Here is a 23459-nt window from a genome sequence, read left to right as displayed (position 1 = left end):
GCAGGGAAGGGCGGTCCGCCGGTTCGGCCGAAACCTCACGCGCCCGTCGACTGCCCGTCACCGCGCCACAAGGCGCCGTACAGGGCGTCGACGGCATCGCGAGAAGGGGGAGCGGGACCGCGAGAAGGGCGCGGGACCGCCGGAGGGCCGACCCCGTCCGGCTCAGACGTACGAGCTCAGCCAGCGCAGCTTGGCGGCCTGCTGGAAGGGTCCGCCGCCCTCGTGGTCGTTGAAGTCGTACACCTCGATCGCCTTGTCGTCGTGCGCCCAGGCGTTGAACGCCGCGAAGACGGTCGACGGCGGGCAGGTCTGGTCCTCCAGGGCTGCCGAGAACAGGGCGGGCGCCCGGCCGCGCGCCGCGAAGTGCACGCCGTCGAAGTAGGACAGCGTGCGCAGCGCGTCCTCGGTGCGGCCGCGGTGCGTCTTGAGGTAGAGGCCGATCTCCCGGTAGGGCTGCCGGTCGGTGAGCCTGGTCGCGCGCGGGAAGTCGCAGAGGAACGGCACGTCCGGCGCGACGGCCGCCAGGTCGGGCACCAGGCCGCCGACGGCGATCGCGATGCCGCCGCCCTGGCTCCCGCCGAGGGCGACGGTGCGCGCGGGGTCGGTCAGCGGGTGCGAGCGGGCCGCCTCGACCGCGCGCACGGCATCGGTGAAGACGCGGCGGTAGTAGTAGTTCTCGGGGGCGTCCAGGCCGCGGGTCATGAAGCCCGGGTACGCGGGCGTGCCGCCCACGGGGTCCGCGGTTCCGCCACCGCCGCCCCAGGCGCTGCCCTGGCCGCGGGTGTCCATCACGAAGTGCGCCCGGCCGGCGGATGCCCACAGCAGGTGCTCGTGCGGCAGTCCGCGCCCGCCGCCGTACCCGACGAACTCCACGACCAGCGGCAACGGTTCCTCCGCCGCGGCCGGCAGGATCAGCCACCCCTTCACCGGATGGCCGCCGAACCCGGCGAACGTCACGTCGTGCACCCGCACCGTGGACAGTCCCGTGTCGACCGGTTCGAAGCGGGCGTCCAGATCGTGTCCGCGGGCCTCCTCCAGCGTCTTGTTCCAGAACGTGTCGAAGTCCTCGGGCTCGGCCGACGCGCTGCGGTACGCGCGGAGTTCGTCGAGCGGAAGGTCGAACAGGGCCATCGAGAACCGCCTTTGCGGGGGTCAGTGCCGGACCGTACGGATGATCACACCGTACGTGAGTGATCGGAGGTCTCGCCAGATCCCCACGGGGAACACTGGAGGCCGGCACGGTCGATGTCGGTGTTCGATCCGTCGAACCGCCAGGTCAAAGGAGCGGTCCGCCGTCGGTGGGTGGGCGGGGGAGCGGCGGTCCTGCGGAAGACCGGGCCAGTGGTCGGGTCACCGGTGCCGCCGTCGGGCCCGCCGCTGCGTCCACTGCGGCTCGGTGGGGGACCGGTCCCGGTCCCCTCGGTCATCCGCCGCCGCAGCGGATCGCTCCGCAGCCGCGCACCGGGGTTCGTATGCCGACCTCTTCGCGGTCATCGCGACCGGAGGGCCCGGACGGCCGTGCGGCGGCGGGGACCGCCGTGTCCCCGTGTCGCGCCTCGCGTGCGGGTGTTCGCCCGGGTCCGCTACCCGGTGCGGCGGTCCTCGCTCGCCGAGTCGCCCCTCCCGGAAACGCCGGACGAGTGTTCCGCGCCGCGGACGGGCGCCCGGTGACGCCTCGGGGAGACGGGTCAGGGGATGGCGTGTCGGCGCGGCCGCGGGCGCGCCGACGCCGGTCGCGCCGCCCACGCGGGCCGAGCCGCGGGACGGCGCGGCCCGGCGTGTCTCGGGGCGCGGGTCAGCCGAAGCGTTCGATGCGGATCCGGTGCACCGGCTGGCCGGCCGCCACCAGCAGTCGCGAGGCGTGCTCCGCGAAGGAGTTGGAGCCGCACACGTAGGCCTCCCAGCCGTCGGCGGGTGGCTCGGACAGGAGCGGTGCCAGGTGTCCGGCCGTCATCCGGCCCACGGGCGTACCGGCCGGCGCGTCGCGGGTGAACACGGGCGTCGTCTCCGCACCGAACTCGCGGGCGTAGATCAGCTCCTCGGGGCTGCGGGCCGACACCAGCAGTCGCAGCGGCACCGTCAGTCCCCGCGCCCGGTGGTGCCGCACCATGGACATCAGCGGGACGACACCGGAGCCGGCACCCAGCAGCAGGGCGGGCCGGTCGCCGGGCCAGGCGAAGAAGCCGCTCAGCGGGCCGCGCACCTCGACCCGGTCGCCGGGCCGGGCCACCGTGTGGAACCAGCCGGACACCTCTCCGTCCGCGACGTGGTCGAGGGTCAGCTCGATGTGCCCGGAGTCGTCCGGCGCGGACGCCAGCGAGTAGTGGCGCTGGGCCGCGTAGCCGTCCTCGGCGGACAGCCGCAGCATCAGGTGCTGGCCGGGCAGATGGCCCGCCCACCCGGGCACCGCGAGCCGGAAGGTGGACGCGCGGGGCGTCTCGCGGCGGATCTCCGTGAGCGTGGCCGTCTGCCACGTCCCGGCCACCCGGCCGTTCACCTCGATGCGCCCGGGCACGGCGAACCCTGTCGGGGGAGTGAAGGCACCTGCCGTGTGCGTCGCTGTCTCAGTCACCGGAGTACCGCTGCTCCTCCCAGGGGTTGCCGCGCGCGTGGTAGCCGTTCTGCTCCCAGAAGCCCGGCTCGTCGTGGTCGAGGAGCTCCAGGCCCGCGATCCACTTCACGCTCTTCCAGAAATAGAGGTGCGGCACCACCAGCCGCGCCGGGCCGCCGTGCTCGGCGGCGAGCGGCTGCCCGTCGTACTCCCACACGATCCAGGCGCGTCCGCCGGTCAGGTCGGCGAGCGGCAGGTTGGCGGTGTAGCCGGTGTGCGCGTAGGCGACGGCGTGGGTGGCGGACGGCAGCGGGCGGGCCGCGTCCAGGAAGGCGTCCAGGGACACGCCCCCGAACCGCACCCCGAACTTCGACCAGCCGGTCACGCAGTGGATGTCGCCCGCGTACGCCGATGCGGGCAGCCGGTGTGCTCCGGTCCAGTCCCAGGTACGGGGCTCGCTCACCAGCCCGCCCACGCGGAAGGTCCAGTCGGCGGGCGACAGGTCGGGCGTGACCTCGGCGGACAGCACGGGCCAGTCGTCGCCGGCGTCGTACTGGCCGGGCGGCAGCCCCGGCCGCGCGGCGCGCGGGCGTCCGGTGAAGCCTCGGGTGATGTTCATGCGGTGGGGCCTTTCGGGCCGTCGCGGGAAAAGCCCGCGGCCGGCGTGGTCAGTGCGTACGCGGTCAACCGTACGTGCCCCGGGAGCGGTCCTCAGCCCCGGTCCTCGTCGGGTGCGGCTCCCCGCCACGCGTTGTACCGCTCCAGATACGCGGCGAAGCGGAGCAGGTCGTCCTCGGGCCAGTCGGCGAGCCGCTCCCGGAAGGCCGTCCGGCGGCTCTCGGTGACCTGGGCCAGGATGCGCCGCCCGGCCTCCGTCAGGTGCAGGACCTGGACGCGGTGGTCGTCCGGGGCGACGCGCCGCTCGACGAGGTCGGTGCGCTCCAGGGCGGACACCTGGCGGCTGACGGTGGACTTGTCCAGGGCGTAGTGGGCGGCCAGGTCGGTGGCCCGGCAGCCGTCCCGCTCCTCCAGGTGGCCGAGCAGCGTGTACGACACCAGGGACAGCTCCGGGTGCATGCGGCCCGCCGAGGCGCGGGCGCGGCGGGCGAAGGCCGTCATCTCCCGCTGGATGGTCTCCACGGCCGCGTCCGCCGGGCGGTCGCCGGGCGTGACGGTCGTCTCATCGGGTGTCTCCGCTGTCGTCACAGCTCCTCCTCCACTTCGCTAGTTGTACAGTACAACTTGAAGAGGGAGTTGTATAAGCCAACTATTCGCTCCCGTCGAACCGGACAATTGGAGGATGTGAGCGATGAGGTCGCCCGCCCTGCGCCACGTGCTCACGCACCTGATCACCCCGCTGCTGATGTGCGTCGGCATGGGGCTCGCCTACATGGGGGCCTTCGTCACCCCCGAGCCGAACCATCTGCCGGTAGCCGTCGTCGGCTCCGGGCCCGACGCCAAGGTGCTCGCCCAGTCCGTCAAGGACAAGGCCGGCGACGACCTCGACGTGCGGACCGTCGCGACCCGCGCCGACGCCGTCGACCTGCTGAAGGCGCGCGACATCACCGGCGCCTACGTACCGGGTGGCACGGCACCCGAGGTCGTGGTGGCCACGGCCGCCTCCGACATGGGCGCCATGGCCGCGGAGAAGGTCTTCACACCCCTCGCCGAGCAGCGGGGCGTTCCGTTGAAGGTGACCGACGTGGCCACCCCGGTCGACGACGACCCCACCGGCCAGGGCCTGTTCTTCCTGCTGATCGCGGTCAGTATCGGTTCCTACGCCTCCGTGGCCGCCCTCGGTGCCGCCGGTGCCGCCCTGCCGATGCGTGTCCGGGCCCTGCTCACCCTCGGCGTCTCCGTCGTCGTCAGCGGTGTCGGCGCCCTGCTCGCCGGGCCGGTGTTCCACCTCGCCCACCACGACCTCGCCGGTGTGTGGGGGATGGCCTGGCTCTACGCCGCGGGCATCCTGTTCATCGGGGTCGGACTGCACACCTTCCTCAAGCGCTGGACCACGCTCGCCATGATGGTGCTGTTCGTGATGCTCAACTTCACCAGCTCCGGCGGGCTGTTCCGGCCCGAGCTGCAGAACGGCTTCTTCGGCACCCTGCACGCCTTCTGGAACGGCGCCGGGTTCGTCGAGGGCGCCCGCAGCCTGCTGTACTTCGACGGCGACGGACTGGGCCGCAGCGTCTGGACGCTGGCCGCCTGGCTGCTGCTCGGCCTCCTGGTGACGGCCCTCGCCGCCCTCCGGGAGCGGGGCACCACGGCACCCGCGCCGGCCACCGCCCCGAAGCACGCGAGGCCGGACGGACGGAAGACCGTGTCCGCGGCCGAGGAGGAAGCGGAGGAAGAGGCCGCGGAGCGAGCGGAGGAAGAGGCCGAGGAGGCCGTCGGCGTCTGATCGTTGGGGTAGTGTGACCGTCGGCCGCGGACAGTCCCGGCCGACGGACGCCTGGGAGGTGAGACCCATTACCGCTGTGTCGGCCCGGGTGCTCTCACCTCACGGCAGTGCGGTCCCCGCCAACGGGTGACCGTGAGAGCGCCCTTCGGTTCTCGAAAGGCTCTCGGCTTCCATGCCCTCCCTGTTCTCCGCGTCCCCCTTTCCTGTCCCCTTCTCCGCCTCGTTCCCGGCCCGTGACTCCGTCGTGGCAGCGCTCCGCGCCGCCGGCTGCGTCTTCGCGGAGGACGAGGCGGAGTTGCTTCTCGCCGCGGCCCGCACCACCGAGGAGCTGACCGCCCTGGTGGACCGCCGCGTCGCCGGCCTGCCCCTCGAACTCGTCCTCGGCTGGGCCGAGTTCCGCGGCCTGCGCGTCGCCGTCGAACCCGGCGTCTTCGTCCCCCGCCGCCGTACCGAGTTCCTGGTGACCGAGGCCCTCGCCCACGCGCCGGACGCGGCCGTCGTCGTGGACCTGTGCTGCGGCTCCGGCGCCGTCGCCGCCGCACTGGCCGCCGCTCTGGACGGGCCCGAGGTGCACGCCGCCGACGTCGATCCGGCCGCGGTGCGCTGCGCCCGGGGGAACCTCGCCGCCGCCGGCGGCAGGGTGTACGCGGGTGACCTGTTCGACGCGCTGCCCGACACGGTGCGCGGCCGGGTGGACATACTCGCCGCCAACGTGCCGTACGTCCCCACCGGCGAGGTCTGCCTGCTGCCCGCCGAGGCCCGTGACCACGAGCCGCTGGTCGCCCTCGACGGCGGCGCCGACGGCCTCGACGTGCTGCGCAGGGTCGCCGCCGAGGCGCCCCGCTGGCTGGCACCCGGCGGCTGCCTGCTGGTCGAGACGAGCGAGCGGCAGGCACCGGTGGCCGTCGACACCTTCACCCGCGCAGGTCTGACCACCCGCCTGGCGGTCTCCGAGGAGCTGTACGCCCATGTGGTGATCGGCGTCAGGGAATGACGGTGCCTTCCCGCCCGAATGTGTCCGGCGTCAGGGAGTGACGGTGCCTTCCCGCCCGAATGTGTCCGGCGTCAGGGAGTGACGGTGCCTTCCCGCCCGAACGTGTCCGGTGTCAGGGAGTGACGGCTCCCTCCCGCCCGAACGTGTCCGGCGGCGTGGCCCGGGCGATCAGCAGGGCCACGTCGTCGGAGTTCCCCGGCTCGTGCAGGGTGCGCAGGAGCAGGTCGCAGACCTCCTCGAGAGGGCGGTCCGGGCCCTCCAGCGTGGCGAGGAGCGCGTCCAGCCTCTCGTCCAGCGGATGCCGGCGCGTCTCGACGAGACCGTCCGTGTAGAACACCAGCCGGTCACCCGGCTCCAGGTCGACGGCGGTGGTCGCGAAGGCGACGCCGCCCACCCCGAGCGGCACCCCGGTGGGCAGGTCCAGCAGTTCCGGCGGGCGGCCGGCGCGCAGACGGACCGGCGGCAGGTGCCCGGCGTTGGCGATCAGGCACTGCCGCCGGTGCGGGTCGTGGACCGCGTAGAGGCACGTGGCGATGGCCTGGTCCAGGCCGGCCGTGGTCCGGTCGAGGTGTCCGAGCAGGAACGCCGGATCGAGGTCGAGGGCGGCCAGGGTGTTCGTCGCGGTGCGCAGCCGTCCCATGGAGGCCGCCGCCGCGATGCCGCTGCCCATCACGTCGCCCACCACGAGCGCGGTCTTGCAGCCCGCCAGCTCGATCACGTCGAACCAGTCGCCGCCGACCTCGCTGGTCGCCTCGGCCGGCTGGTAGCGGGAGGCGACCTCCAGCCCGCCCGTCACCGACGGATGGCTCGGCAGCAGGCTGCGCTGGAGGGTGAGGGCGGCGTCGCGGGCGTTCTGGTACCAGCGGGCGTTGTCGATCTGTACTGCCGCGCGGACGGCCAGCTCCCGGGCCAGCAGCAGATCGTCCTCGTCGAACGGCAGCGGGTTGCCGACCCGTTTGAGGTCCAGGGCGCCGAGCACCTCGCCCCGCGCGATCAGCGGCACGGCCAGACAGGAGTGCGCGCCCGCCCGGCGCAGCAACTCGGCCGCCTCCGGTGAACGGGCGATCCGCGGCAGGTCCTCCTCCGTCACCCGCTCCACCGTCACCGGCCGGCCGGTGCGCACGCATTCGGTGACCAGCCGGTCCGGCCCGTACCGGGCGACCTCGCCGGGTGGATCGGCCGCCCGCAGTGCCTGAGCGCAGTCCTCCGCCTGGACGGCCAGGGTCCGGAGCATCGCCGGCTCGGTGGGGCCCAGGCTGCTGCGCCGGCCCTTCACCACGGCCTCCAGCAGATCCACCGCCGCGATGTCGGCGAGGTCCGGCACGGCCACGTCGGCCAGCTCGTGCGCGGTACGGTCCAGCTCCAGGGTGGTGCCGATCCGTGCGGAGGCGTCCGCCACAGCGGCCAGCCGGCGCCGGGCGGCCTCCGCCTCGACGCCCGCCCGGTACTGCTCGGTGACGTCCACGACCGAGACGGCGACGCCCAGCACGGCGCCGACGGCGTCCTCCAGCCGGTACAGCGAGACCGACCACGCGTGGTCCTCGTCCGGGTCGGCGGGGGTGCGTCCGGTCGCGGACCGGTCGATGACCGGCTTCCCGGTCTCCAGTACCCGGCGCGCCGCCGCTTCCAGATGCTCGGCGTCCACCTCCGGCAGTACCTCGCGGACCGTCCGGCCGAGGTGGTCCTCGGCGGGGATGCCGTTGATCCGTTCCAGGGACGGGTTGACCGAGACGTAGCGCAGTTCGGTGTCGAGGACGGCCAGCCCGATCGGGGACTGCCGGATCACCCGGGTGGACAGCGCCACGTCGCGCTCCAGCCGGCGCACGGTCGACCGGTCGACCGCGAGTCCCAGCGCGTAGACGTCCCCCCGGTCGTCCAGGAGACGCATGTTGCGGAACTCCACCAGCAGGGTGCCGCCGTCCTTGCGGCGGATGGGGAACGCCCCGGCCCAGCTCCGGCCGGTCTTCATGACGTCGGCGAACAGCTTGACCACCAGGTCGAGATGCCGTTCGTGGACCATGATGCGGGCGGCGTACTGTCCCAGCGCCTCCTGCGCGGAGTATCCGAACAGCTCCTCGGCCTGCGGGCTCCACAGGACGATCCGGCCCTCGGTGTCCAGGACGACCGAGGCCACGTTCAGCACGTCGAGCAGCCCGCTGGGGCGCACCGGACCGCGCGGCGACGCGTCGCCCCCGAACCCGGCAGACCCGGCTGCACTCATCCCACGCCCCGCCTTCGCCGTTCCACGCGGCACGCCCTTGGGACGCCGATTCCCCTGTCCTGCCGCGTTCCACCGTGCACAGGGCCGTTCGTCCGAGGCCTCTGCCGTCTCCTTCCAGCATCACCCGGTACGGCGGTGACCGCCGCACGGACACGGCGGGGCTGGTCTGTACATGACTGTCTCGTCGCGTCAGACCGTGCGCCGGAATGCTCACCGCCTCCCACCTGGGAGCCCGCCCATGCCCTCGCGCGCCTGGCAACGTGGCCACGGCCACGGCCGGACCGTGCCGGTAGTGCTCCGCCGCAGGTGGTGCTTTTCTGGTGGTACGGGCCACGAGAGGAGCGATCACGATGGACGCTGAGCGACTGCATCCGGAATCCGTCTCGGTGGAGCTGAGCGGGTGCAGCAAGGAGGACGCCCGCACCGTGTTCGACGCCCTGTGCCAGTGTTTCTCGTCCGACCGGCGCCCGGACGAGGTCCCCCGCGACTACGACGAGGTACGCCCCACGGTGTGGCTCGGCACCTTCGACGTGGCCGAAGCCAGGGGGGAGTGCTCCCCCACCCGGCTCGCGGCGTCCGTGGAGGCCGACGTGCAGGGTGGCTACTGGGCGATCGAGCGGTTCCGCACCACGCTGGACTCCCTGTTCACCGTGCACGACCTGAGCACGGCCTCCGGGGACCAGGAGCGGGAGCTGCACGTACGGCTGGAGAGCCGCTGACCTGGGCCCGACGGTGTGGTGGTGTGGTGTGCGCCGCCTTCTTGTGCAACTAGTTGCATAAGGGGGCGGCGGTCCTCTACAACAGAGGCATCACACCGCGCACGGAGGGCCCGATGAGCCGCTACCCCCACCTGCTGAGCCCGCTCGACCTGGGCTTCACCACGCTCCCCAACCGGGTCCTGATGGGCTCCATGCACGTCGGCCTGGAAGAGGCCGAGCGCGGCTTCGAGCGCATGGCTGCCTTCTACGCCGCCCGGGCCCGCGGGGGAGTGGGCCTCATCGTCACCGGCGGCATCGCCCCGAACGACGAGGGCCGGCCGTACGAGGGCGGGGCCAGGCTCACCACCGCGGCGGAGGCGGACCAGCACCGGGTCGTCACGGAGGCCGTGCACCGCGAAGGCGGCCGGATCGCCCTGCAGATCCTGCACTTCGGCCGCTACGCCTACCACGCGGACCTGGTCGCCCCGAGCCCCCTCCAGGCCCCGATCAGCCCCCACGTGCCCCGCGAGCTGACCGACGCGGACGTCGAGCGCACCATCGACGACTACGTCCGCACCGCCCGACTCGCCCGCGAGGCCGGGTACGACGGCGTCGAGATCATGGGCTCCGAGGGCTACCTCATCAACGAGTTCATCGCCGCCCGCACCAACCACCGCACCGACCGCTGGGGCGGCTCGTACGAGAACCGCATGCGCCTGCCCGTCGAGATCGTCCGCCGGGTGCGCGAGGCGGTCGGCGAGGGCTTCATCGTCGTCTACCGCCTGTCCATGCTCGACCTGGTCCCCGGCGGCTCCACCCTCGACGAGGTGATCACCCTCGCCAAGGCCGTCGAGGCCGCCGGAGCCACCATCATCAACGCCGGCATCGGCTGGCACGAGGCCCGCATCCCCACCATCGCCACCTCCGTACCGCGCGGCGCCTACACCTGGGTGACCAAGCGCCTGATGGGCGAGGTGACGGTGCCGCTGGTCACCACCAACCGCATCAACACCCCCGAGGTGGCCGAGCGGTTGCTCGCCCAGGGCACGGCCGACATGGTGTCGATGGCCCGCCCGATGCTCGCCGACCCCGACTTCGTCGCCAAGGCCGCGGCCGGCCGCCCCGAGGCGATCAACACCTGCATCGGCTGCAACCAGGCCTGCCTCGACCACACCTTCAGCGGGAAGATCACCTCCTGCCTGGTCAACCCGCGCGCCTGCCACGAGACCGAGCTGGTCCTCACCCCGACCCGGCGGCGCAAGCGCGTCGCGGTCGTCGGCGCCGGACCCGCGGGGCTGGCCTGCGCGGTGAGCGCCGCCGAGCGCGGCCACGAGGTCACCCTGTACGACGCCGCGAGCGAGACCGGCGGCCAGCTCAACGTCGCCCGCAAGGTCCCCGGCAAACAGGAGTTCGACGAGACGCTGCGCTACTTCCGTACCCAACTGGCGGCGCACGGCGTCGACGTACGCCTGAACACCCGCGTCGCAGCCGACGACCTCACCGGCCACGACGAGGTCGTCGTCGCCACCGGCGTCACCCCGCGCACCCCGGACATCCCCGGTGTCGACCACCCGAGCGTCGTCGGCTACCTCGACGTGCTCCGCGACGGCGCCCCCGTCGGAGACCGCGTCGCGATCCTCGGCGCCGGCGGCATCGGCTTCGACGTCGCCGAGTACCTCACCGACGGCGGCGACAAGGCACACGAGGACCCGGAGACGTATTTCCGTCTCTGGGGCGTCGACATGGACTACCGCGCCCCCGGAGGTCTCGCCGCGCCCGAGCGGCCCGCGCCGCCGCGCACCGTCCACCTGCTCCAGCGCAAGACCACCAAGGTCGGCGCCGGCCTCGGCAGGACCACCGGCTGGATCCACCGCACCGAGCTCAAGCACCGCGGCGTCACCATGCTCCCGGGAGCGCGTTACGACCGGATCGACGACGCCGGTCTCCACGTCACCATCGGCGACGAGTCCACGGTTCTGGAGGTCGACACGGTCGTCCTGTGCACGGGCCAGGAACCGAGCCGCGGTCTGTACGACGACCTGGTCGCCGCCGGGCGCAGCGCGCACCTCATCGGCGGCGCCGACGTGGCCGCCGAGCTGGACGCCAAGCGCGCCATCAAGCAGGGCACCGAGCTGGCGGCGGCGCTCTAGAGGGTGCGGCGGCGCTGCAGGTGCAGGGGACGCGCGGGCCGGGAGGCTCGGGGGCTGTCCCTAGGATGAGCGCATGTCACTGCCGCACGCGATCCTCACCGCCCTGGTCGAAAAGCCGTCGTCCGGGCTGGAGCTGACCCGCCGGTTCGACAGGTCGATCGGCTACTTCTGGTCGGCGACACACCAGCAGATCTATCGTGAACTGGGAAAACTGGAGGCGGCGGGCCTGATCCGCGCGCTTCCCGGAGAGCAGCCGGCCCGCGGGCAGAAGAAGTCCTACGAGGTTCTGCCGGCGGGTCGGGACGAACTGGCCCGCTGGGCCGCCGCAGCACAGGATCCCAAGCCCTTGCGGGACACGATGCTGCTCAGGCTGCGTGCCGCCGCGGTGGTCGGCACCACCGGTATCGAGGCGGACCTGCGACGCCATCTGGAGCTCCACGAGCGGCAGTTGAGCGAGTACGTGGAGATCGAGAAGCGGGACTTCCCGCCCGGGAGGGACAGCGCCGAGGACCGGCTCCGGCACCTGGTGCTGCGCGCCGGCATCGACCTGGAGACCTTCTGGACCCAGTGGCTCAGGCACGCCCTGGCGGAGTTCGCCGAGCTGCCGGGTGACGAGCCGTGACTGAGTGGGGAAGTGCCGTGACTGAGTGCCGGCTCCCGCACCCGCCTCCTTGGCCGCCGCCTCCGGCGAGGCGTCGGACTCGGCGGACAGTGCCGACGGAGCACTCAAACACCCGAGCCGGCCTGACGGCGCCGGAGCGGTCCGGTCAGAACCGGTACGGCTTGCGGCGGCGGCGCAGGAACCACGCCGCGGCGATGACGCCCGTGCCGGCCAGCGCGCCGCCCGCCACGAGGGTGGTCGTGCCGTAGTCCTCGACGGCTCCGCCGAGGCCGCCCGTGACACCGCGTGGTGACGCGGAGGGAGAGGGGGACGGGGAGCGGCTGGGCGAAGGCGAGGGCGCCGCGGAGACGATGACGGTCTGGGTGCCGGCGGTGCTGTTGTTGGAGCACATGACGATGACCGTGTAGGTGCCCGGGCCGATGCCGGACCAGCTGGCGGACTGCCCCGAGCTCGTTCCGGACAGCGCCACCTGGCGCCCCTGGGCGAAGTCCCCCTGGCTGCCGGTGATCAGCGACGCGGTGCCCCAGCTGCCGCCCAGCTGGGCGCACGCGGTGGTCGTGACCGACACCGTGGTCCCGGTGGTGCTCACGGAGATTCCCGGGCCCGCGTGCGCCGGCCCGGAAGCCAGGACGACGGGCAGCGCGGCAGCCGCTGCCACGGTCAGGCCGGAGCGGAGAAGTGGCGATGAGATGCGCATGTGGACTGCCCTCCGGCAGCACGGTCGGCGGTACATCCCTTGCGCCGCCGAGATCGGGAACGGCCCGTGCTGTCCCAGGGGCAGCCAACAGGGCGGCGGCCGCGCCCGCATGCCGAGCGCGACCGCCCAGGTGACACGCCGACCGGCCCCGCGCGCCACTGCCGGGACGTCACCCGCCGTCGCCCGTGGTCACCTTCCGCTCGTCCGAGAGGCCGCCCCAGGTGCCGTCGGACAGCCGGGCCCGGACCCGCACCCGGTGCGTGACACCGGCCTGGCTCCCCGCGTAGAAGCTGTACTCGGCCCTCTCGCGCGGCGCGTCGCCGCCGTAGACGAGTGAGGTCGCCGGACGGCCGTCCAGGTGGATCTGGTACTCGGTGATCACGCCGTCCGTGCGCGGCGGGACCCAGGTGAGGTCGATGTAGTACGCCCCGTCGGCGTGGTGGGAGGCCGCGCGCAGGGCGGTGGGCGCGGTGGCGCCCCCGTCGTCGGTGCCCGGGGTGGTGAGCCGGACGGTGGTGCTCGCGGGGGACACGTTGCCCGCGGCGTCCCGCGCCCGGACCGTGAAGGAGTAGCGGGTACCCGCGCGCAGCCCGGTGAGGACGGCCGCCGTCTGCCCGCCGCCGACACTGTGGACCTTGGTGCCGCCCTGGTGGACGTCGTACGACACCACACCGCGGTCGTCGGTCGCGGCGGACCAGGTGAGCCGGACCGACCGGCTGCCCGTCGCCCGGCCGTGGGCGCCCCGCGGGCGGGTCGGGGCCGCGTCGTCGGAGACTGCCGCGGGGGTCGTCGCCCGCACCTCCCGGCTGCGGGGGCCGAGCCGCCCGTCCGCGTCGCGTGCCCGCACGGTGAAGGCGTAGGCCTTCGAGGGGTGCAGCCGGGTGACGTCCACCATGCGCTCGGAAGCCGGCACCCGCTTCACCAACGTGCCGTCGCGATAGACCTCGTACGTCTTGACACCGCCGGCCGCGTTCCACATCACGTGCACGGTCGTGGCGCTGCCCGCCTCCGCGGTCACACCCGTCGGCGCCCCGGGCAGCCCGCCCCCGTCGCTGCCGTCGTCCCCCACGCCCCAGCCGCAGGACGTGATCAGGGCGAGTGCTCCGCAGGCCAGGACGCAGCGGCGCACGACGGAGGCGAAGGAGGGAACGGCGGGGGCGGGAACGTGTCGCACGGCGCTGCCTCCGGGTGGCTCGGATGTGACGGCAATGGTCCGGACCAATATGACGCTCGTGACGCGACCACATCAAGGGGGCGGTCGTTGGTGACCACCCGGGAGCGTTACGTATGCTGACTCTGCTCGCGGCCGAATCCCCGGAGGCGCCGGGGAGTTCGGGCCGGTGGCGCGGACCGCTGTCGTCGCTGAAGCCGCGCCGGCGTGGGCGGCCGGGCGGGCCGGAGCCGGTACAGGCCCGGCCTGCCCGCCCCCGGTCGCGTGACCGGACGCGCACCGCACACCGCGCCCGACGCCATCCGGGCGTGCATCGTCTGGCCCACAAACTGGTGGCCGCGGGAGCGATTCGGGGACAGATGAGGCCGAGTGACCGCCCATGTCCCCCAGGAGAGGCCACAACGTGCGTGTCCAGTCGCTGACACTGGTCGCGGCCAGCGCCGCCCTGCTCGCCCCCACGACCTTCCCCGGCGCCTCGCCCCAGCCCCGCTCCGGCTCCCAGGCCCAGCTGCGGCCCGACCCCCAGCCCCAGCCCGACCCGGTCCGGGCGGGCAGGTCCGGTCACCGGACGGGACCGGTTCCGCGGCCCCAGGCCGGGCCCGTACCGCCGTCCCGGACCGGGCCCGGCACCGAGGCCGGGGCCCCGCGGCGGGAGAGCGGGCGTGAGCGGCCCGTCCGCGCCGAAGAGCTGCTGGCCAAGGTGCGGGGCTGCGACCCCGTCTCGCACGGGCGCTACCGCACCGACGCCGGAGCGTCGGCGGACATCCCGGTCTGCGGTACGGACGACGCCGTGTACTGGAAGGCCGACCTGGACGTCGACTGCGACGGCCGGCCCGGCGACCGCTGCAACAGCGGCACCGACCCGCACTTCACCCCCGCCACCGCCTACACCGGATCGGACGGCCGCCCACTGGACGCCGAACGCCTGCCCTATGTGGTCGTGCCCCAGCCCAGCGGCATCTGGGACCACCGCGAGCACGACGTCCACGGCGGATCGGTCGCGGCCGTCGTCCACGGGGACCGGGTGCGGTACGCGGTCGTCGGTGACATCGGCCCTCGCGACCTCATCGGCGAGGCCTCCTACGCCGCCGCGCAGTCGCTCGGCATCCCGGCCGACCCGCACGGCGGCGGTGTCGCATCCGGCGTGACGTACATCGTCTTCAAGGACAGTGAGGTGGAGCCCATCGAGGACGGGGCCGCCGCCGAGGAGACGGGGGAGCGGCTGGCGCGGGAGTTCGTGGGCGACTGAACCACCGCCGCGCGGTGCGCGGCGAGTGCCCCCGGGCAGCCGCTGCTGACAGTGGAACACAAGGCCGCGCCCGGCGCCGAGGTGGTCGCCGGAGCGGCCGGCGGGCGCGAGGTGCTCGAACCGGCACGCGGACACCCAGTGGAGGACGCCACAGGTACGTCGCCGGCCGCTGCGGGAGGAGACGGCCGGCGGCTCCGCCCCACCGCGCGGATGAGGTAAGGTTGACCTGCGCGATCGCACGGAACGTGGGACGCGCACCGGGACGTGGCGCAGCTTGGTAGCGCACTTGACTGGGGGTCAAGGGGTCGCAGGTTCAAATCCTGTCGTCCCGACTGGAGACAGTCGCGGGTCAGGGACGGTTTCGGAGGCATCCGAAACCGTCCCTTGGTCATTCTTGGGGCCAGTCGGGGGCCGGCGTCCTCGACCGAGGTCAGCGGCTCACGACGATCGGGCTCGGCAGCGAGCGCGGTGAGCGCAGCACGCTCAGGTGGGCGGAGAGTGCCGCCCCGGGAGGCCGACCGGCGCCCCGCCGGGGCATGCTTCTTTCAGATGTCTGTACCAATGCCGTGTTCTGACGGGAGCCCGCGGGGTCAGCTGGGTCAGTTGGGCCGGCTGGGCGTCCCCCGGTCGGCACCACGCAGGACGGCCTGCGCCGAGGACAGGCGTTCCGTCTCGTCACGGTCGCCGTCGGCGCCGCTCGCGACGTCGTCCGCCCAGCCGAGCAGCTGGTGGAGGTGAGGGTCGGTCGCGTCCGCGACGATGCGAGGCTCACCCACGACGACTTCGCCGCCCGTTCCGTCGACAGCGATGAGCGTGCCCTCGGGCAGGGTGCGCCCACCCGCCCGGACGCAGCCGTCGGCGGCGTCGACGGTGAGGCCCGTGGCCCCCACGACGGCGGGCTTTCCCATGGCCCGCGCCACCACGGCCGCGTGGCTGGTCGGCCCGCCGCGTGCGGTGACGACCCCGGTCGCAGCCGCCAGGCCGTGCATGTCGAGCGGGGAGGTCTCCGGGCGCAGCAGGACGACCGGTCCGCCCGCCGCCAGCCGCGCCGCGCTGTCGGCGGTGGTCGCCACCCGGCCGACGGCGACTCCCGGAGAGGCTCCGAGCCCCCGGGTGAAGACGTCCCGGGGGTCGATCGCCGTGATCCGCGGCGTCCGCACCTGGGCGAGGTGCTGCGGGGAGACGCGCAACAGCGCCTCGTCACGCCCGATCGCCCCCGCCTCGGCGAGGTCGACCGCGACCCGTACCGCGGCACGCCCGACGAATCGCCCGGGACGCACCTGGAGGATCCACAACTCGCCCGCCTCGAAGGTGAACTCGACATAGCACGCGTCGCGGTAGTGCGCCTCCAGCTGGTCCAGGGCGGACAACAGGCGGGCCCATACGGAGGGTTCCCGGTCGGCCAGCTCGTGCAGGGCTCCGGTCACCGAGCTGCCGGAGACGACGTCCTCGCCCTGGCGGCCGAACAGCACCTCACCGAACGGGACTTGCTCACCCGTATTGGGGTCACGGCTGAAGGCGACACCCGTACCGCTGTGCTCGTCGCGGTTGCCGAACACCATCGCCTGGACGGTCACGGCCGTGCCGAGGTCGCCGGGGATGTCGTGCAGGGCGCGGTAGGTCTTGGCGCGCGGAGTGTCCCAGGACGAGAACACCGCCTCGACGGCGAGCTCCAACTGCCGGGCCGCGTCCTCGGGAACGGGCTCGCCACTGTGCTCGCGGATGAGCCGCTCGACCTCGCGGATCGCCGCCTCGAAGGCGCTCGGGTCGCCGTTGCGCCCGGCGATCGCCCGGTCCACGCTCGCCAGGCTCTCCTGGCCCACGCCGACGACCTGGGAGGCGAAGCTGGTCAGGAACCGCAGCCGCGAGTCCAGCGCGAAACGCGGGTCGCCCATCTCCTCGGCCAGCGCGGCCGTCGCCCCGGAGGTGAGCCCGAGGTTGAGGACGGTGCTCATCATGCCGGGCATCGACACCTTGCCGCCGGAGCGGACCGACACCGCCAGCGGACGCTCGAAGCCGCCGAGCTCGCGGTGCGTGGCGGCCTCCAACTCGGCTACGGCGGCCGCGAGCTCAGTGACGAGGCCGTCGGGCAGCCGCCCGGTACGGAGGTAGGCACGGCAAGCCTCCGTACCGATGACGAACCCCGGTGGCACGGGCAGCCCCAGACGTCGGAGCACGACGAGCCCGTGCGCTTTGCCGCCGAGGACATCCACGGTCTCCTCGACTTCCGCCGAGAGCGGGTGAATAAAGGTCATCGCGTTGTCATCTCTGCGTCGCCTCTGCTGCTTCGGCTGCGGGGGAGAGGGGGGGTGCCACGGACGGCGGCCGGTGGGTTCAGTGGCGTGGGAGGCCGAGCGTGGCCAGCAGGTCCTCGTGCAGCTGGAACCACACGGTGTGGTAAGAGGCGGTGCTGTCCGTCACGTACTCCAGCGCGCCGGACCTCGCACGGGCGAGCGCGTCCGCGAGCCGGACCGGATAGCGCCCAAACCGGAGCAGGGCCGCGGACAGCTCCGCGCACAGGGGCTCGGCACGCTGGTGGAACTCCGTGAACCGGTCGAGGACACGGGCGTCGTAGGAGGAGTCGCTGTGGTCGTTCATCGTCATGGCGCCGTTGACGGTGCGGGTCTGCCATGCCGTGCAGAGGTCGAGGAGTTCGGGGTTGAGGACGAGGAACCGGTCGAAGGCAGCGGTCAGAGCCGGTCGTACACCGGCCGTCTCCACCTCTTCGGCGATCCGCTCGGCGTCCGCGGCACGGCCTGCGTCCGTGAGACCCCAGCCGCCGAAGTCGCCCGCGGTACGCGTGACGAGTCCGGCGACGGCGAGGTCGATCAGTTCCGACTCGACGTCGGACTCGGGCAGTCCTGTCGCCCCGGCCACTGCGGACAGGCCCGAGAAGCCGATGCAGCGAAGGGCGTGGAGCACCAGCAGATCGGTGCTGGTGGCGTGGGACGAAACGGGTTGGGTCATGGTGCGGCCCCATCGGGTGTGGTGTGGGAAACGTCTGCGGTGGTGAGGTCGTGGGTGGCCGCGGCATGCGCGGCCCCTGGTCCTTGGGCTCGGGTGACGATCGTGTCGTGCCGTACGCGGACCGCGTACTCGGTGGAGTCGTCGGCGTCCGGTACGCCGACGGCCGACGCCAGCAGGCCGCGCTCGTCGAGGACGAGGCGCAGGCGCGGCCGGCTGTCGGGGTCGAACGCGCGCCACAGGCAGCGGGCGAAGTCGCCGATCCTCAGTTGGACGAGGCGTCCGATCTCGGCGGGGTCGGACGTGGTGACGGCCACGGTCACCAGATCACCGGCCCGCGCGCTGCGGACGGCCTCTTCCGCGGCTTCGAGACGGTGGGTGCCCAGGACCGTGATCACGCCGCCCTCGGTGAAGCCGACCATGCGCCGGCTGAGCAGGTCCCGCAGCTCACGCGGCGGCTCCCAGCGGTCCCGGCAGGCCCGCGCGGGCGGGACGTAGGGCAGGTGCGGGGGGTTCCAGGTGTCGGCGAGGGCGAGCCCGCCCAGATGTGCGCAGGCCTGTGCGATGTCGAAGGGGTCACCGAATCCGAGGGCCGGATCCGCCGAGGCGCCCGGACCGTCCAGCAGCCGCAGGACCAGCTGAGCCCGCCGTACCTGTCGCGCGGGCGGCGTGCCGGTACCGGCACGAGACTCCAGTGACTCCAGCGCGAGCGCCAGCAACAGCGCCTCCAGGCGGGTCACTTGGCCGAACGCGGCACGGATCGGTTCCTCGTCGAGCACCTCGGTCAGTGAGCCCAGGTGCGCCCGGCCGGCGGACGGGCTTCGGTCGGCCAGCGGCAGCCGTTCGAGCCAGACGCGGGCGAAGGCCCCCAGGGCCTCGGCGGTGGAGGTCCGGGCACGCGCCCGCCCGCCCGCCTGGCGCGCGGCCGAGGGACGGATCCCGCCGACGGCGCCGTGCTCCGCGGCGGCGCGCTCCACCATGTCGATCAGCACGGCCAGATAGAGGGCGCGTTTGCTCGGGAAGTTCGAGTACACCGCGCCACGCGTCAGTTCGGCCCGCTCGGCGATGCGGTCCACCTTCGCCGTGACGTATCCCCGCTCGGTGAACTCGGCCCTCGCCGCGGTCAGCACGGCGGCGCGGGTGCGTTCCTGCTGTTGAGCCCGTGTCAACCGGACCATCCGCAACCCCTTCCGTTCGTACGTCAACGACGTGCGTGCCGTCAGTTCAGCTGTTCGAGCGAGCGTCTCCGCTCACGACTCAAGATACACCGAACATCCCGATGGTGAGACCATCCGAGTGCCGGACGGTGCGGCGCGGGGCGACGGGCGAAGTCGACAGAGCGACCCCCGGGGTCGGCCGGAAAATCGGATGTTTAATTCTCGGCAACTGGTTTCCGCGGCTCCCGGAGCGCCCTCCCGCCGAATGGTTCTGGATGAATTCTTGCCCGATTTATCGCGGGTTGGGATGCTCGGGCGATGGGTGAACGAGCATCTTATGAATGCCTCAGCCGCGACGAGATCGAGGACATTGCCCGCTGCGCCGTCCTGGGCGCGTACAGACCGCACCCCCGTTACGCTTTCGGGTTTTCGTTCATGGCGGTCGCGCCCGGAATTGCGCTGCTGGTGTGCGCAATGTCATTCCGGCTGGCGCGCCGGCGTTTGCTGCGCCGCCTCCAACGGTCCCACGGCGGCGTCCGGTTCGACTGGCCGGATCTGCTCGCCGAGGTGCGCCGCCGAGATCGGAACACCACCTTCCGTACGTGATGACCGTATGTTTCGCCGTCCCGGACCATCGGGGGCGATGCATCCGTTTCACTCCCCGTCGCCGCCGCTCCATCCGTGCGGTATCAGGCTTCCGAGGCGTCCGCGCCGGTTCAAACCATCAGTTGGCGAGGGGCCTGCCGAATGCTCTGTACAGACTCTTCGTCTTGACAGGCATCGGCCGAAAGCGATCAAATTTGCGCAGCGTCACGGTGCTCCCTGATCGAAGGGTGAACAAGGAATCCGATGGACGGGGATATTCTGCAACGGGGGGGCGATGTTCGTATGCGATGGCTGTGCGGACTGCGATTTATTTCTACCGTCACGAGATGACCTCAGTCTTCTTCCTGTGTGGGCGATTATCGCGGCGAAATGACGCCGAAACGGCCTGAGGGAAAGTGAAGCGGTGCGCCTTCACGGCGCCCGGGCCCGTCGCCGAACCGTGAACGCTCTATCGACTTATCGCCTCCGCCCGCTCGGCACGACGCGCCGCTGAGCCACACCGGAAGCACCTGTCACAGCAGAAGCGGCCCTACCAGGCTGCCCATTTCCACCGACGCACGATCGCCTTCCGGCCCCCAACCACGCACCCCGAGGTGATTAATCAATGATCGGTAGGTTAAAAGCCCATGCCGTTCGGACGGCGGAGGTGACCGGTGTTGACGTCCAGGGACGGGGCGGCGGGAGGGGCACGGCTTCGGTCGCCGGGGGCGCGCCGCCACCGGCCGGCGAGAGCGTGCCCGTCGAAGCCCTGCAGACGTCGGGCGGTCCCCGCACCGGCGGGGAGGACGCGGAGCACGTCCAACTGCTGGCGGCGCTGCACACACCGCTCCCGCCCATAGTGGTGCACCGGCCCACGATGCGCGTCATCGACGGCGCGCACCGACTGCGCGCCGCACTCCTGCGCGGCGACGACCACATCATGGTCCGCTACTTCGACGGCGCGGAGGCGGACGCCTTCGTCCTTGCGGTCCAGCTCAACAGCGAGCACGGACTGCCGCTTTCGCTCTCCGACCGCAAGGCCGCCGCGGCCCGGATCGTCGCCTCGCACCCCCAGTGGTCCGACCGCAGGATCGCCGAGGTCGTGGGGCTGGCCGCGAACACGGTGGGGGCCGTACGGCAGCGTTCGACTGCGCAAAATGAGCAGCCGAACGCCAGCATCGGCCGGGACGGACGGGTGCGCCCCCGCAACGGAGCCGAGGGACGGCTGCGCGCGGGGGAGTTGATGAGAGCCAACCCGGAGGCCTCGCTGCGCGAGATAGCCAGGCTCGCGGGGATCTCCGCGGCCACCGCCAGCGATGTCCGGGCCCGTCTCAACCGGGGGGAGCCGCTGGTCACGCCGCAACAACGGCAGGCCGTGGCACGGGAGAGCCCTTCGGGAGCGATGGTCCGGCGCTCCTTCCGGCCCGACGGCCCGGCCAGCGACGTCCTGTTGGTGAGCCTCAGCAAAGACCCCTCTTTGCGGCTCACCATGGCCGGCAAGATCCTGCTGCGCGCGCTGCGGGTCTGCTCGGTGGACGCGGACGGATGGGCCCGCATCGTGGAGGCGGTGCCGCCCCACCGCCAGGAGGTGGTGGCCCGCCTCGCCCGGGAGTGCGCCACCGCGTGGCAGTGCCTCGCGGACCGGCTGTCGGAACGGACGGCCGAGACCTCGACCGAGGCGGGGTGAACCGGTTCCCCGGGCCGCTGTCCGCGAACCGGACGGCGAGTGGGGAGCGGCGCCGGGACACGGCCGCGCGGTGCGGCCGTGTCCCGGCGTGCGTACGGGTCGTGCGTACGGCTCGTAGGTAGTCGCCGCGCTCAGGACGCGTCGAGGAACGCGCGGACGTCGCGGGCGAACTCCGGCGCACCCAGGACGTTGTGACCACGGCGGGGGTACCGCACCAGCCGGGCGCCCGGTATCCCCGCCGCGGTCTCGTCGAACATCTCCCGCGGCCACAAGTGGTCGCGGCCACCGCACACCACCAGGGTGGGCGCACCGACCTCGGCCAGCCGGTCTCGCACATCGAAGCCGTCCTCGGCCAGCAGCGTCGCCCTCATGTCCGAGGGATCGCGTGGCGGCGGATTCAGGCGTCCCGCCAGCCACAGCGGCACCATCAGCAGACGTTGCAGCACCGGGTTGCGGGTGAGGGCGGGGGCCGCTCGATGCATGCCGGAGCGGCCCCGTTCGGCCGCCGCGATCAGATCCCGGTGAAAGCGCCGGCCGACCGGCCCCAGGGCGTACGCGGCGGAGGCCAGGACCAGCCGGTCGACCACGTCGGGGTGGTCGACCGCCAGTTGCAGGGCGATCGAGCCGCCGGTCCCGTGTCCGAGCACGGGCACGGGGCCGGGGAACCGCGCGCGCAGTGCCTCGGCGTGTTCGGCGGCCAGCTCACCGATCGTCGTGCCGACCGGCATGCCGGGGCGACGGTTGGTCCAGAAGACCTCGTACCCGGCGGCGACGAACGGCGCCACCAGCCGGGCCGCTCGGCGCCGCTGCGCACCGGGCGGCGGCACCGTATGCGTCATCGTGAATCCGGACAGGCACACCAGCGGCTTTCCGGAACCGAAGGCGAGATGGGGCAGGCCTGTGCTGAATGTGCCCTGCTCGGTCGCGATATCCATGGGTCACCTCTCGTACTCGTCGTACTCGATCAGGCTTTGCGAGCGTTCGTGGTCACATCTCGTGTGCGCGGCTACTCTGACGTCCGGACCGGGGCCACCAAATATCGCACGGAACAGGCGAGTCGGTCGCCGGGCCGGTTCCTGAAGAAGAGGCGAGGGGTCATATTGTCCGCCGTACTGCGTCCACAACACCTGGGTCCGTTACCGGAATTCATGACCGGTGCCGACGCCGTGCCGGTAAAGCGAATACGAACGCCGCCCGGTGACGAGATGTGGTTGGTGAGCGACTACGCCCTGGGACGCCGGGTGCTGTCCGACCGGCGGTTCAGCAGGGCCGCCGCGGTGGCACCGGGCGCCCCACGGCTGAACTCGGCGGCCCCGTCCCCCACATCGATGATGAGCCTGGACGGCACCGATCACGCCCGGCTGCGCAGGATCGTCGCGGCCGCCTTCACCACGGGCAAGATGACCGGTATGGCCCCGCTGGTGCGGCGGACGGCAACCGGTCTGCTGGCCGGCATGAGCCACCTCGACAGCCCCGCCGACCTGGTGTCCTCCTTCGCCGAACCACTGCCGGTGGCCGTATTGGGCACCCTGCTCGGAGTGCCCGTCGAGGACCGGGAGATCTTCGGCTCCTGGGTGGAGGTGCTCTTCGACATCACCGCCAGCAGCGATCTGGACAAGAGCCGGCAGCGGCTCCAGCTGGTCGACTACATGTCCACCCTGATCGACCGCAAGCGACTGCGGGACGACGACGACCTCCTCACCGACCTCATCCGGGCCCACGACGGCGACGCCCTCTCCCAGGCGGAACTCGTCAGTCTCGGCCTCGCGCTGCTCACCGCCGGCTACGAGACGACGGTCGGGCAGATCGGCCTCGCCGCACTTGCCGTGCTCCAGCAGGACATTCCCCGGGAATTCGTCAAGGACGATGCGCGGGCGGACGCACTGGTCGAAGAATTACTCCGTCTCACCCCGTCGACGGCGATCAGTTTCCCGCGAGTGGCTCTCGAGGACATCGAACTCGGTGATATCCGGGTGCGGGCGGGAGAAGCGGTGGTCGTCTCCTTGCTGCACGGAAATCGCGACGACAAGGTATTCACCGAACCGGAACTCCTGCGGGACGACAGGCCCTCGGCCCACCTGACCTTCGGACACGGCATACACCGCTGTCTCGGAGCGCCCCTGGCGCGGCTCCAGGTGCGGACGGCGCTCCTTGAACTGTTCGAGTTCTTTCCCGGACTGCGGCTGGCCGAGGCCGGGCCCGCGGCACCCGCCGTCGTGTGGAAGGACGGACTGATCACCCGGGGCCTCAGCTCCTTGCGGGTGACGTGGTGAGCCGTCGGCGGCACCCGTAGGACACGGAGCCTCGAGAAC

General features: G+C 72.5%; 20 protein-coding genes and 1 tRNA gene. 10 read left to right on the top strand and 11 right to left on the bottom strand.

What is annotated here, in order from left to right:
- Positions 1-162: 162 nt before the first annotated feature.
- From ACP4IX_RS22010 to ACP4IX_RS21995, 4 genes are all read right to left on the bottom strand, one after another.
- The gene (locus ACP4IX_RS22010) at positions 163-1131 is read right to left on the bottom strand and encodes an acetylxylan esterase (RefSeq protein WP_426521955.1); all 969 of its coding nucleotides are present in this window, start codon (positions 1129-1131) and stop codon (positions 163-165) included.
- 664 nt (positions 1132-1795) lie between these two features.
- Positions 1796-2572 carry a ferredoxin reductase gene (locus tag ACP4IX_RS22005; RefSeq protein WP_426521956.1) on the bottom strand — a complete coding sequence of 259 codons (777 nt, stop codon included), beginning with the start codon at positions 2570-2572 and terminating at the stop codon, positions 1796-1798.
- Positions 2565-3170 (bottom strand): sulfite oxidase-like oxidoreductase, encoded by a 606-nt coding sequence (locus tag ACP4IX_RS22000; RefSeq protein WP_426521957.1) that lies wholly within the window; start codon positions 3168-3170, stop codon positions 2565-2567. The genes ACP4IX_RS22005 and ACP4IX_RS22000 overlap by 8 nt, the downstream gene beginning before the upstream one ends.
- Before the next feature lie 92 nt (positions 3171-3262).
- A complete protein-coding gene (locus ACP4IX_RS21995) occupies positions 3263-3757 on the bottom strand; it encodes a MarR family winged helix-turn-helix transcriptional regulator (RefSeq protein WP_426521958.1) in 495 nt (164 codons plus the stop codon).
- Positions 3758-3860: 103 nt separating this feature from the next.
- On the opposite strand from ACP4IX_RS21995, the gene ACP4IX_RS21990 reads away from it, so the two are divergent.
- Complete coding sequence (locus ACP4IX_RS21990; RefSeq protein WP_426521959.1) at positions 3861-4952, top strand: hypothetical protein; 1092 nt, start codon at positions 3861-3863, stop codon at positions 4950-4952.
- A gap of 172 nt (positions 4953-5124) precedes the next feature.
- Positions 5125-5946: a putative protein N(5)-glutamine methyltransferase gene (locus ACP4IX_RS21985; protein WP_426556445.1), complete on the top strand. Its 822-nt coding sequence runs from the start codon at positions 5125-5127 to the stop codon at positions 5944-5946.
- Positions 5947-6058: 112 nt separating this feature from the next.
- Here ACP4IX_RS21985 and ACP4IX_RS21980 read toward each other — a convergent pair whose 3' ends face one another.
- Positions 6059-8167, bottom strand: coding sequence for a SpoIIE family protein phosphatase (locus tag ACP4IX_RS21980; protein WP_426556444.1), 2109 nt, complete (start codon positions 8165-8167; stop codon positions 6059-6061).
- A 350-nt stretch (positions 8168-8517) separates the two neighbouring features.
- Between ACP4IX_RS21980 and ACP4IX_RS21975 the strand changes: the two genes are divergently transcribed.
- The 3 genes from ACP4IX_RS21975 to ACP4IX_RS21965 all read left to right on the top strand — a co-directional run bounded on the left by ACP4IX_RS21975 (position 8518) and on the right by ACP4IX_RS21965 (position 11637).
- A complete protein-coding gene (locus tag ACP4IX_RS21975) occupies positions 8518-8886 on the top strand; it encodes a hypothetical protein (RefSeq protein WP_426521962.1) in 369 nt (122 codons plus the stop codon).
- Between the two features lie 113 nt (positions 8887-8999).
- Positions 9000-11015, top strand: a complete 2016-nt coding sequence (locus tag ACP4IX_RS21970; RefSeq protein WP_426556443.1) for an FAD-dependent oxidoreductase — start codon at positions 9000-9002, stop codon at positions 11013-11015.
- 73 nt (positions 11016-11088) lie between these two features.
- Positions 11089-11637, top strand: coding sequence for a PadR family transcriptional regulator (locus tag ACP4IX_RS21965; protein ID WP_426521964.1), 549 nt, complete (start codon positions 11089-11091; stop codon positions 11635-11637).
- A gap of 145 nt (positions 11638-11782) precedes the next feature.
- On the opposite strand, the gene ACP4IX_RS21960 is transcribed toward ACP4IX_RS21965, so the two are convergent.
- A complete protein-coding gene (locus ACP4IX_RS21960) occupies positions 11783-12334 on the bottom strand; it encodes a hypothetical protein (RefSeq protein ID WP_426521965.1) in 552 nt (183 codons plus the stop codon).
- Between the two features lie 169 nt (positions 12335-12503).
- The gene (locus ACP4IX_RS21955) at positions 12504-13508 is read right to left on the bottom strand and encodes a fibronectin type III domain-containing protein (protein ID WP_426521966.1); all 1005 of its coding nucleotides are present in this window, start codon (positions 13506-13508) and stop codon (positions 12504-12506) included.
- Between the two features lie 400 nt (positions 13509-13908).
- On the opposite strand from ACP4IX_RS21955, the gene ACP4IX_RS21950 reads away from it, so the two are divergent.
- Entirely contained in the window at positions 13909-14754 is an 846-nt protein-coding gene (locus ACP4IX_RS21950) for a glycoside hydrolase family 75 protein (RefSeq protein ID WP_426556442.1), read from the top strand.
- Positions 14755-15012: 258 nt separating this feature from the next.
- Positions 15013-15086 (top strand) — tRNA-Pro (locus tag ACP4IX_RS21945).
- 267 nt (positions 15087-15353) lie between these two features.
- Here the strand turns inward: ACP4IX_RS21945 and ACP4IX_RS21940 are convergent.
- From ACP4IX_RS21940 to ACP4IX_RS21930, 3 genes are all read right to left on the bottom strand, one after another.
- Complete coding sequence (locus tag ACP4IX_RS21940; RefSeq protein WP_426556441.1) at positions 15354-17009, bottom strand: pyruvate, phosphate dikinase; 1656 nt, start codon at positions 17007-17009, stop codon at positions 15354-15356.
- Positions 17010-17088: 79 nt separating this feature from the next.
- On the bottom strand, positions 17089-17721 hold the full coding sequence (locus tag ACP4IX_RS21935) for a transcriptional regulator (protein ID WP_426521969.1): 633 nt from the start codon (positions 17719-17721) through the stop codon (positions 17089-17091).
- Positions 17718-18896 carry a TetR family transcriptional regulator gene (locus ACP4IX_RS21930; RefSeq protein WP_426521970.1) on the bottom strand — a complete coding sequence of 393 codons (1179 nt, stop codon included), beginning with the start codon at positions 18894-18896 and terminating at the stop codon, positions 17718-17720. The genes ACP4IX_RS21935 and ACP4IX_RS21930 overlap by 4 nt, the downstream gene beginning before the upstream one ends.
- 297 nt (positions 18897-19193) lie before the next feature.
- On the opposite strand from ACP4IX_RS21930, the gene ACP4IX_RS21925 reads away from it, so the two are divergent.
- Positions 19194-19481, top strand: coding sequence for a hypothetical protein (locus ACP4IX_RS21925; RefSeq protein ID WP_426556440.1), 288 nt, complete (start codon positions 19194-19196; stop codon positions 19479-19481).
- A gap of 646 nt (positions 19482-20127) precedes the next feature.
- Entirely contained in the window at positions 20128-21147 is a 1020-nt protein-coding gene (locus tag ACP4IX_RS21920) for a streptomycin biosynthesis protein (RefSeq protein WP_426556439.1), read from the top strand.
- Positions 21148-21278: 131 nt separating this feature from the next.
- Here the strand turns inward: ACP4IX_RS21920 and ACP4IX_RS21915 are convergent, their stop codons facing one another.
- Entirely contained in the window at positions 21279-22082 is an 804-nt protein-coding gene (locus ACP4IX_RS21915; RefSeq protein WP_426556438.1) for an alpha/beta fold hydrolase, read from the bottom strand.
- Positions 22083-22352: 270 nt separating this feature from the next.
- On the opposite strand from ACP4IX_RS21915, the gene ACP4IX_RS21910 reads away from it, so the two are divergent.
- Positions 22353-23420, top strand: coding sequence for a cytochrome P450 (locus ACP4IX_RS21910; RefSeq protein WP_426556437.1), 1068 nt, complete (start codon positions 22353-22355; stop codon positions 23418-23420).
- Positions 23421-23459: the final 39 nt, after the last annotated feature.

The organism is Streptomyces sp. WG5 (assembly GCF_049974565.1).
Taxonomy (GTDB): Bacteria; Actinomycetota; Actinomycetes; order Streptomycetales; family Streptomycetaceae; genus Streptomyces.
Note: the sequence above shows the minus strand (reverse complement) of the source record. Positions and strands in the feature narration are given on the sequence as shown.

Bases quoted from the DNA above. Each gene is read 5' to 3' on its own strand.
- ACP4IX_RS22010 (WP_426521955.1), bottom strand. From the start codon at position 1,131: ATGGCCCTGTTCGACCTTCCGCTCGACGAACTCCGCGCGTACCGCAGC.
- ACP4IX_RS22000 (WP_426521957.1), bottom strand. From the start codon at position 3,170: ATGAACATCACCCGAGGCTTCACCGGACGCCCGCGCGCCGCGCGGCCG.
- ACP4IX_RS21990 (WP_426521959.1), top strand. From the start codon at position 3,861: ATGAGGTCGCCCGCCCTGCGCCACGTGCTCACGCACCTGATCACCCCG.
- ACP4IX_RS21985 (WP_426556445.1), top strand. From the start codon at position 5,125: ATGCCCTCCCTGTTCTCCGCGTCCCCCTTTCCTGTCCCCTTCTCCGCC.
- ACP4IX_RS21980 (WP_426556444.1), bottom strand. From the start codon at position 8,167: ATGAGTGCAGCCGGGTCTGCCGGGTTCGGGGGCGACGCGTCGCCGCGC.
- ACP4IX_RS21975 (WP_426521962.1), top strand. From the start codon at position 8,518: ATGGACGCTGAGCGACTGCATCCGGAATCCGTCTCGGTGGAGCTGAGC.
- ACP4IX_RS21970 (WP_426556443.1), top strand. From the start codon at position 9,000: ATGAGCCGCTACCCCCACCTGCTGAGCCCGCTCGACCTGGGCTTCACC.
- ACP4IX_RS21965 (WP_426521964.1), top strand. From the start codon at position 11,089: ATGTCACTGCCGCACGCGATCCTCACCGCCCTGGTCGAAAAGCCGTCG.
- ACP4IX_RS21960 (WP_426521965.1), bottom strand. From the start codon at position 12,334: ATGCGCATCTCATCGCCACTTCTCCGCTCCGGCCTGACCGTGGCAGCG.
- ACP4IX_RS21940 (WP_426556441.1), bottom strand. From the start codon at position 17,009: ATGACCTTTATTCACCCGCTCTCGGCGGAAGTCGAGGAGACCGTGGAT.
- ACP4IX_RS21935 (WP_426521969.1), bottom strand. From the start codon at position 17,721: ATGACCCAACCCGTTTCGTCCCACGCCACCAGCACCGATCTGCTGGTG.
- ACP4IX_RS21930 (WP_426521970.1), bottom strand. From the start codon at position 18,896: ATGGTCCGGTTGACACGGGCTCAACAGCAGGAACGCACCCGCGCCGCC.
- ACP4IX_RS21925 (WP_426556440.1), top strand. From the start codon at position 19,194: ATGGGTGAACGAGCATCTTATGAATGCCTCAGCCGCGACGAGATCGAG.
- ACP4IX_RS21915 (WP_426556438.1), bottom strand. From the start codon at position 22,082: ATGGATATCGCGACCGAGCAGGGCACATTCAGCACAGGCCTGCCCCAT.
- ACP4IX_RS21910 (WP_426556437.1), top strand. From the start codon at position 22,353: ATGTGGTTGGTGAGCGACTACGCCCTGGGACGCCGGGTGCTGTCCGAC.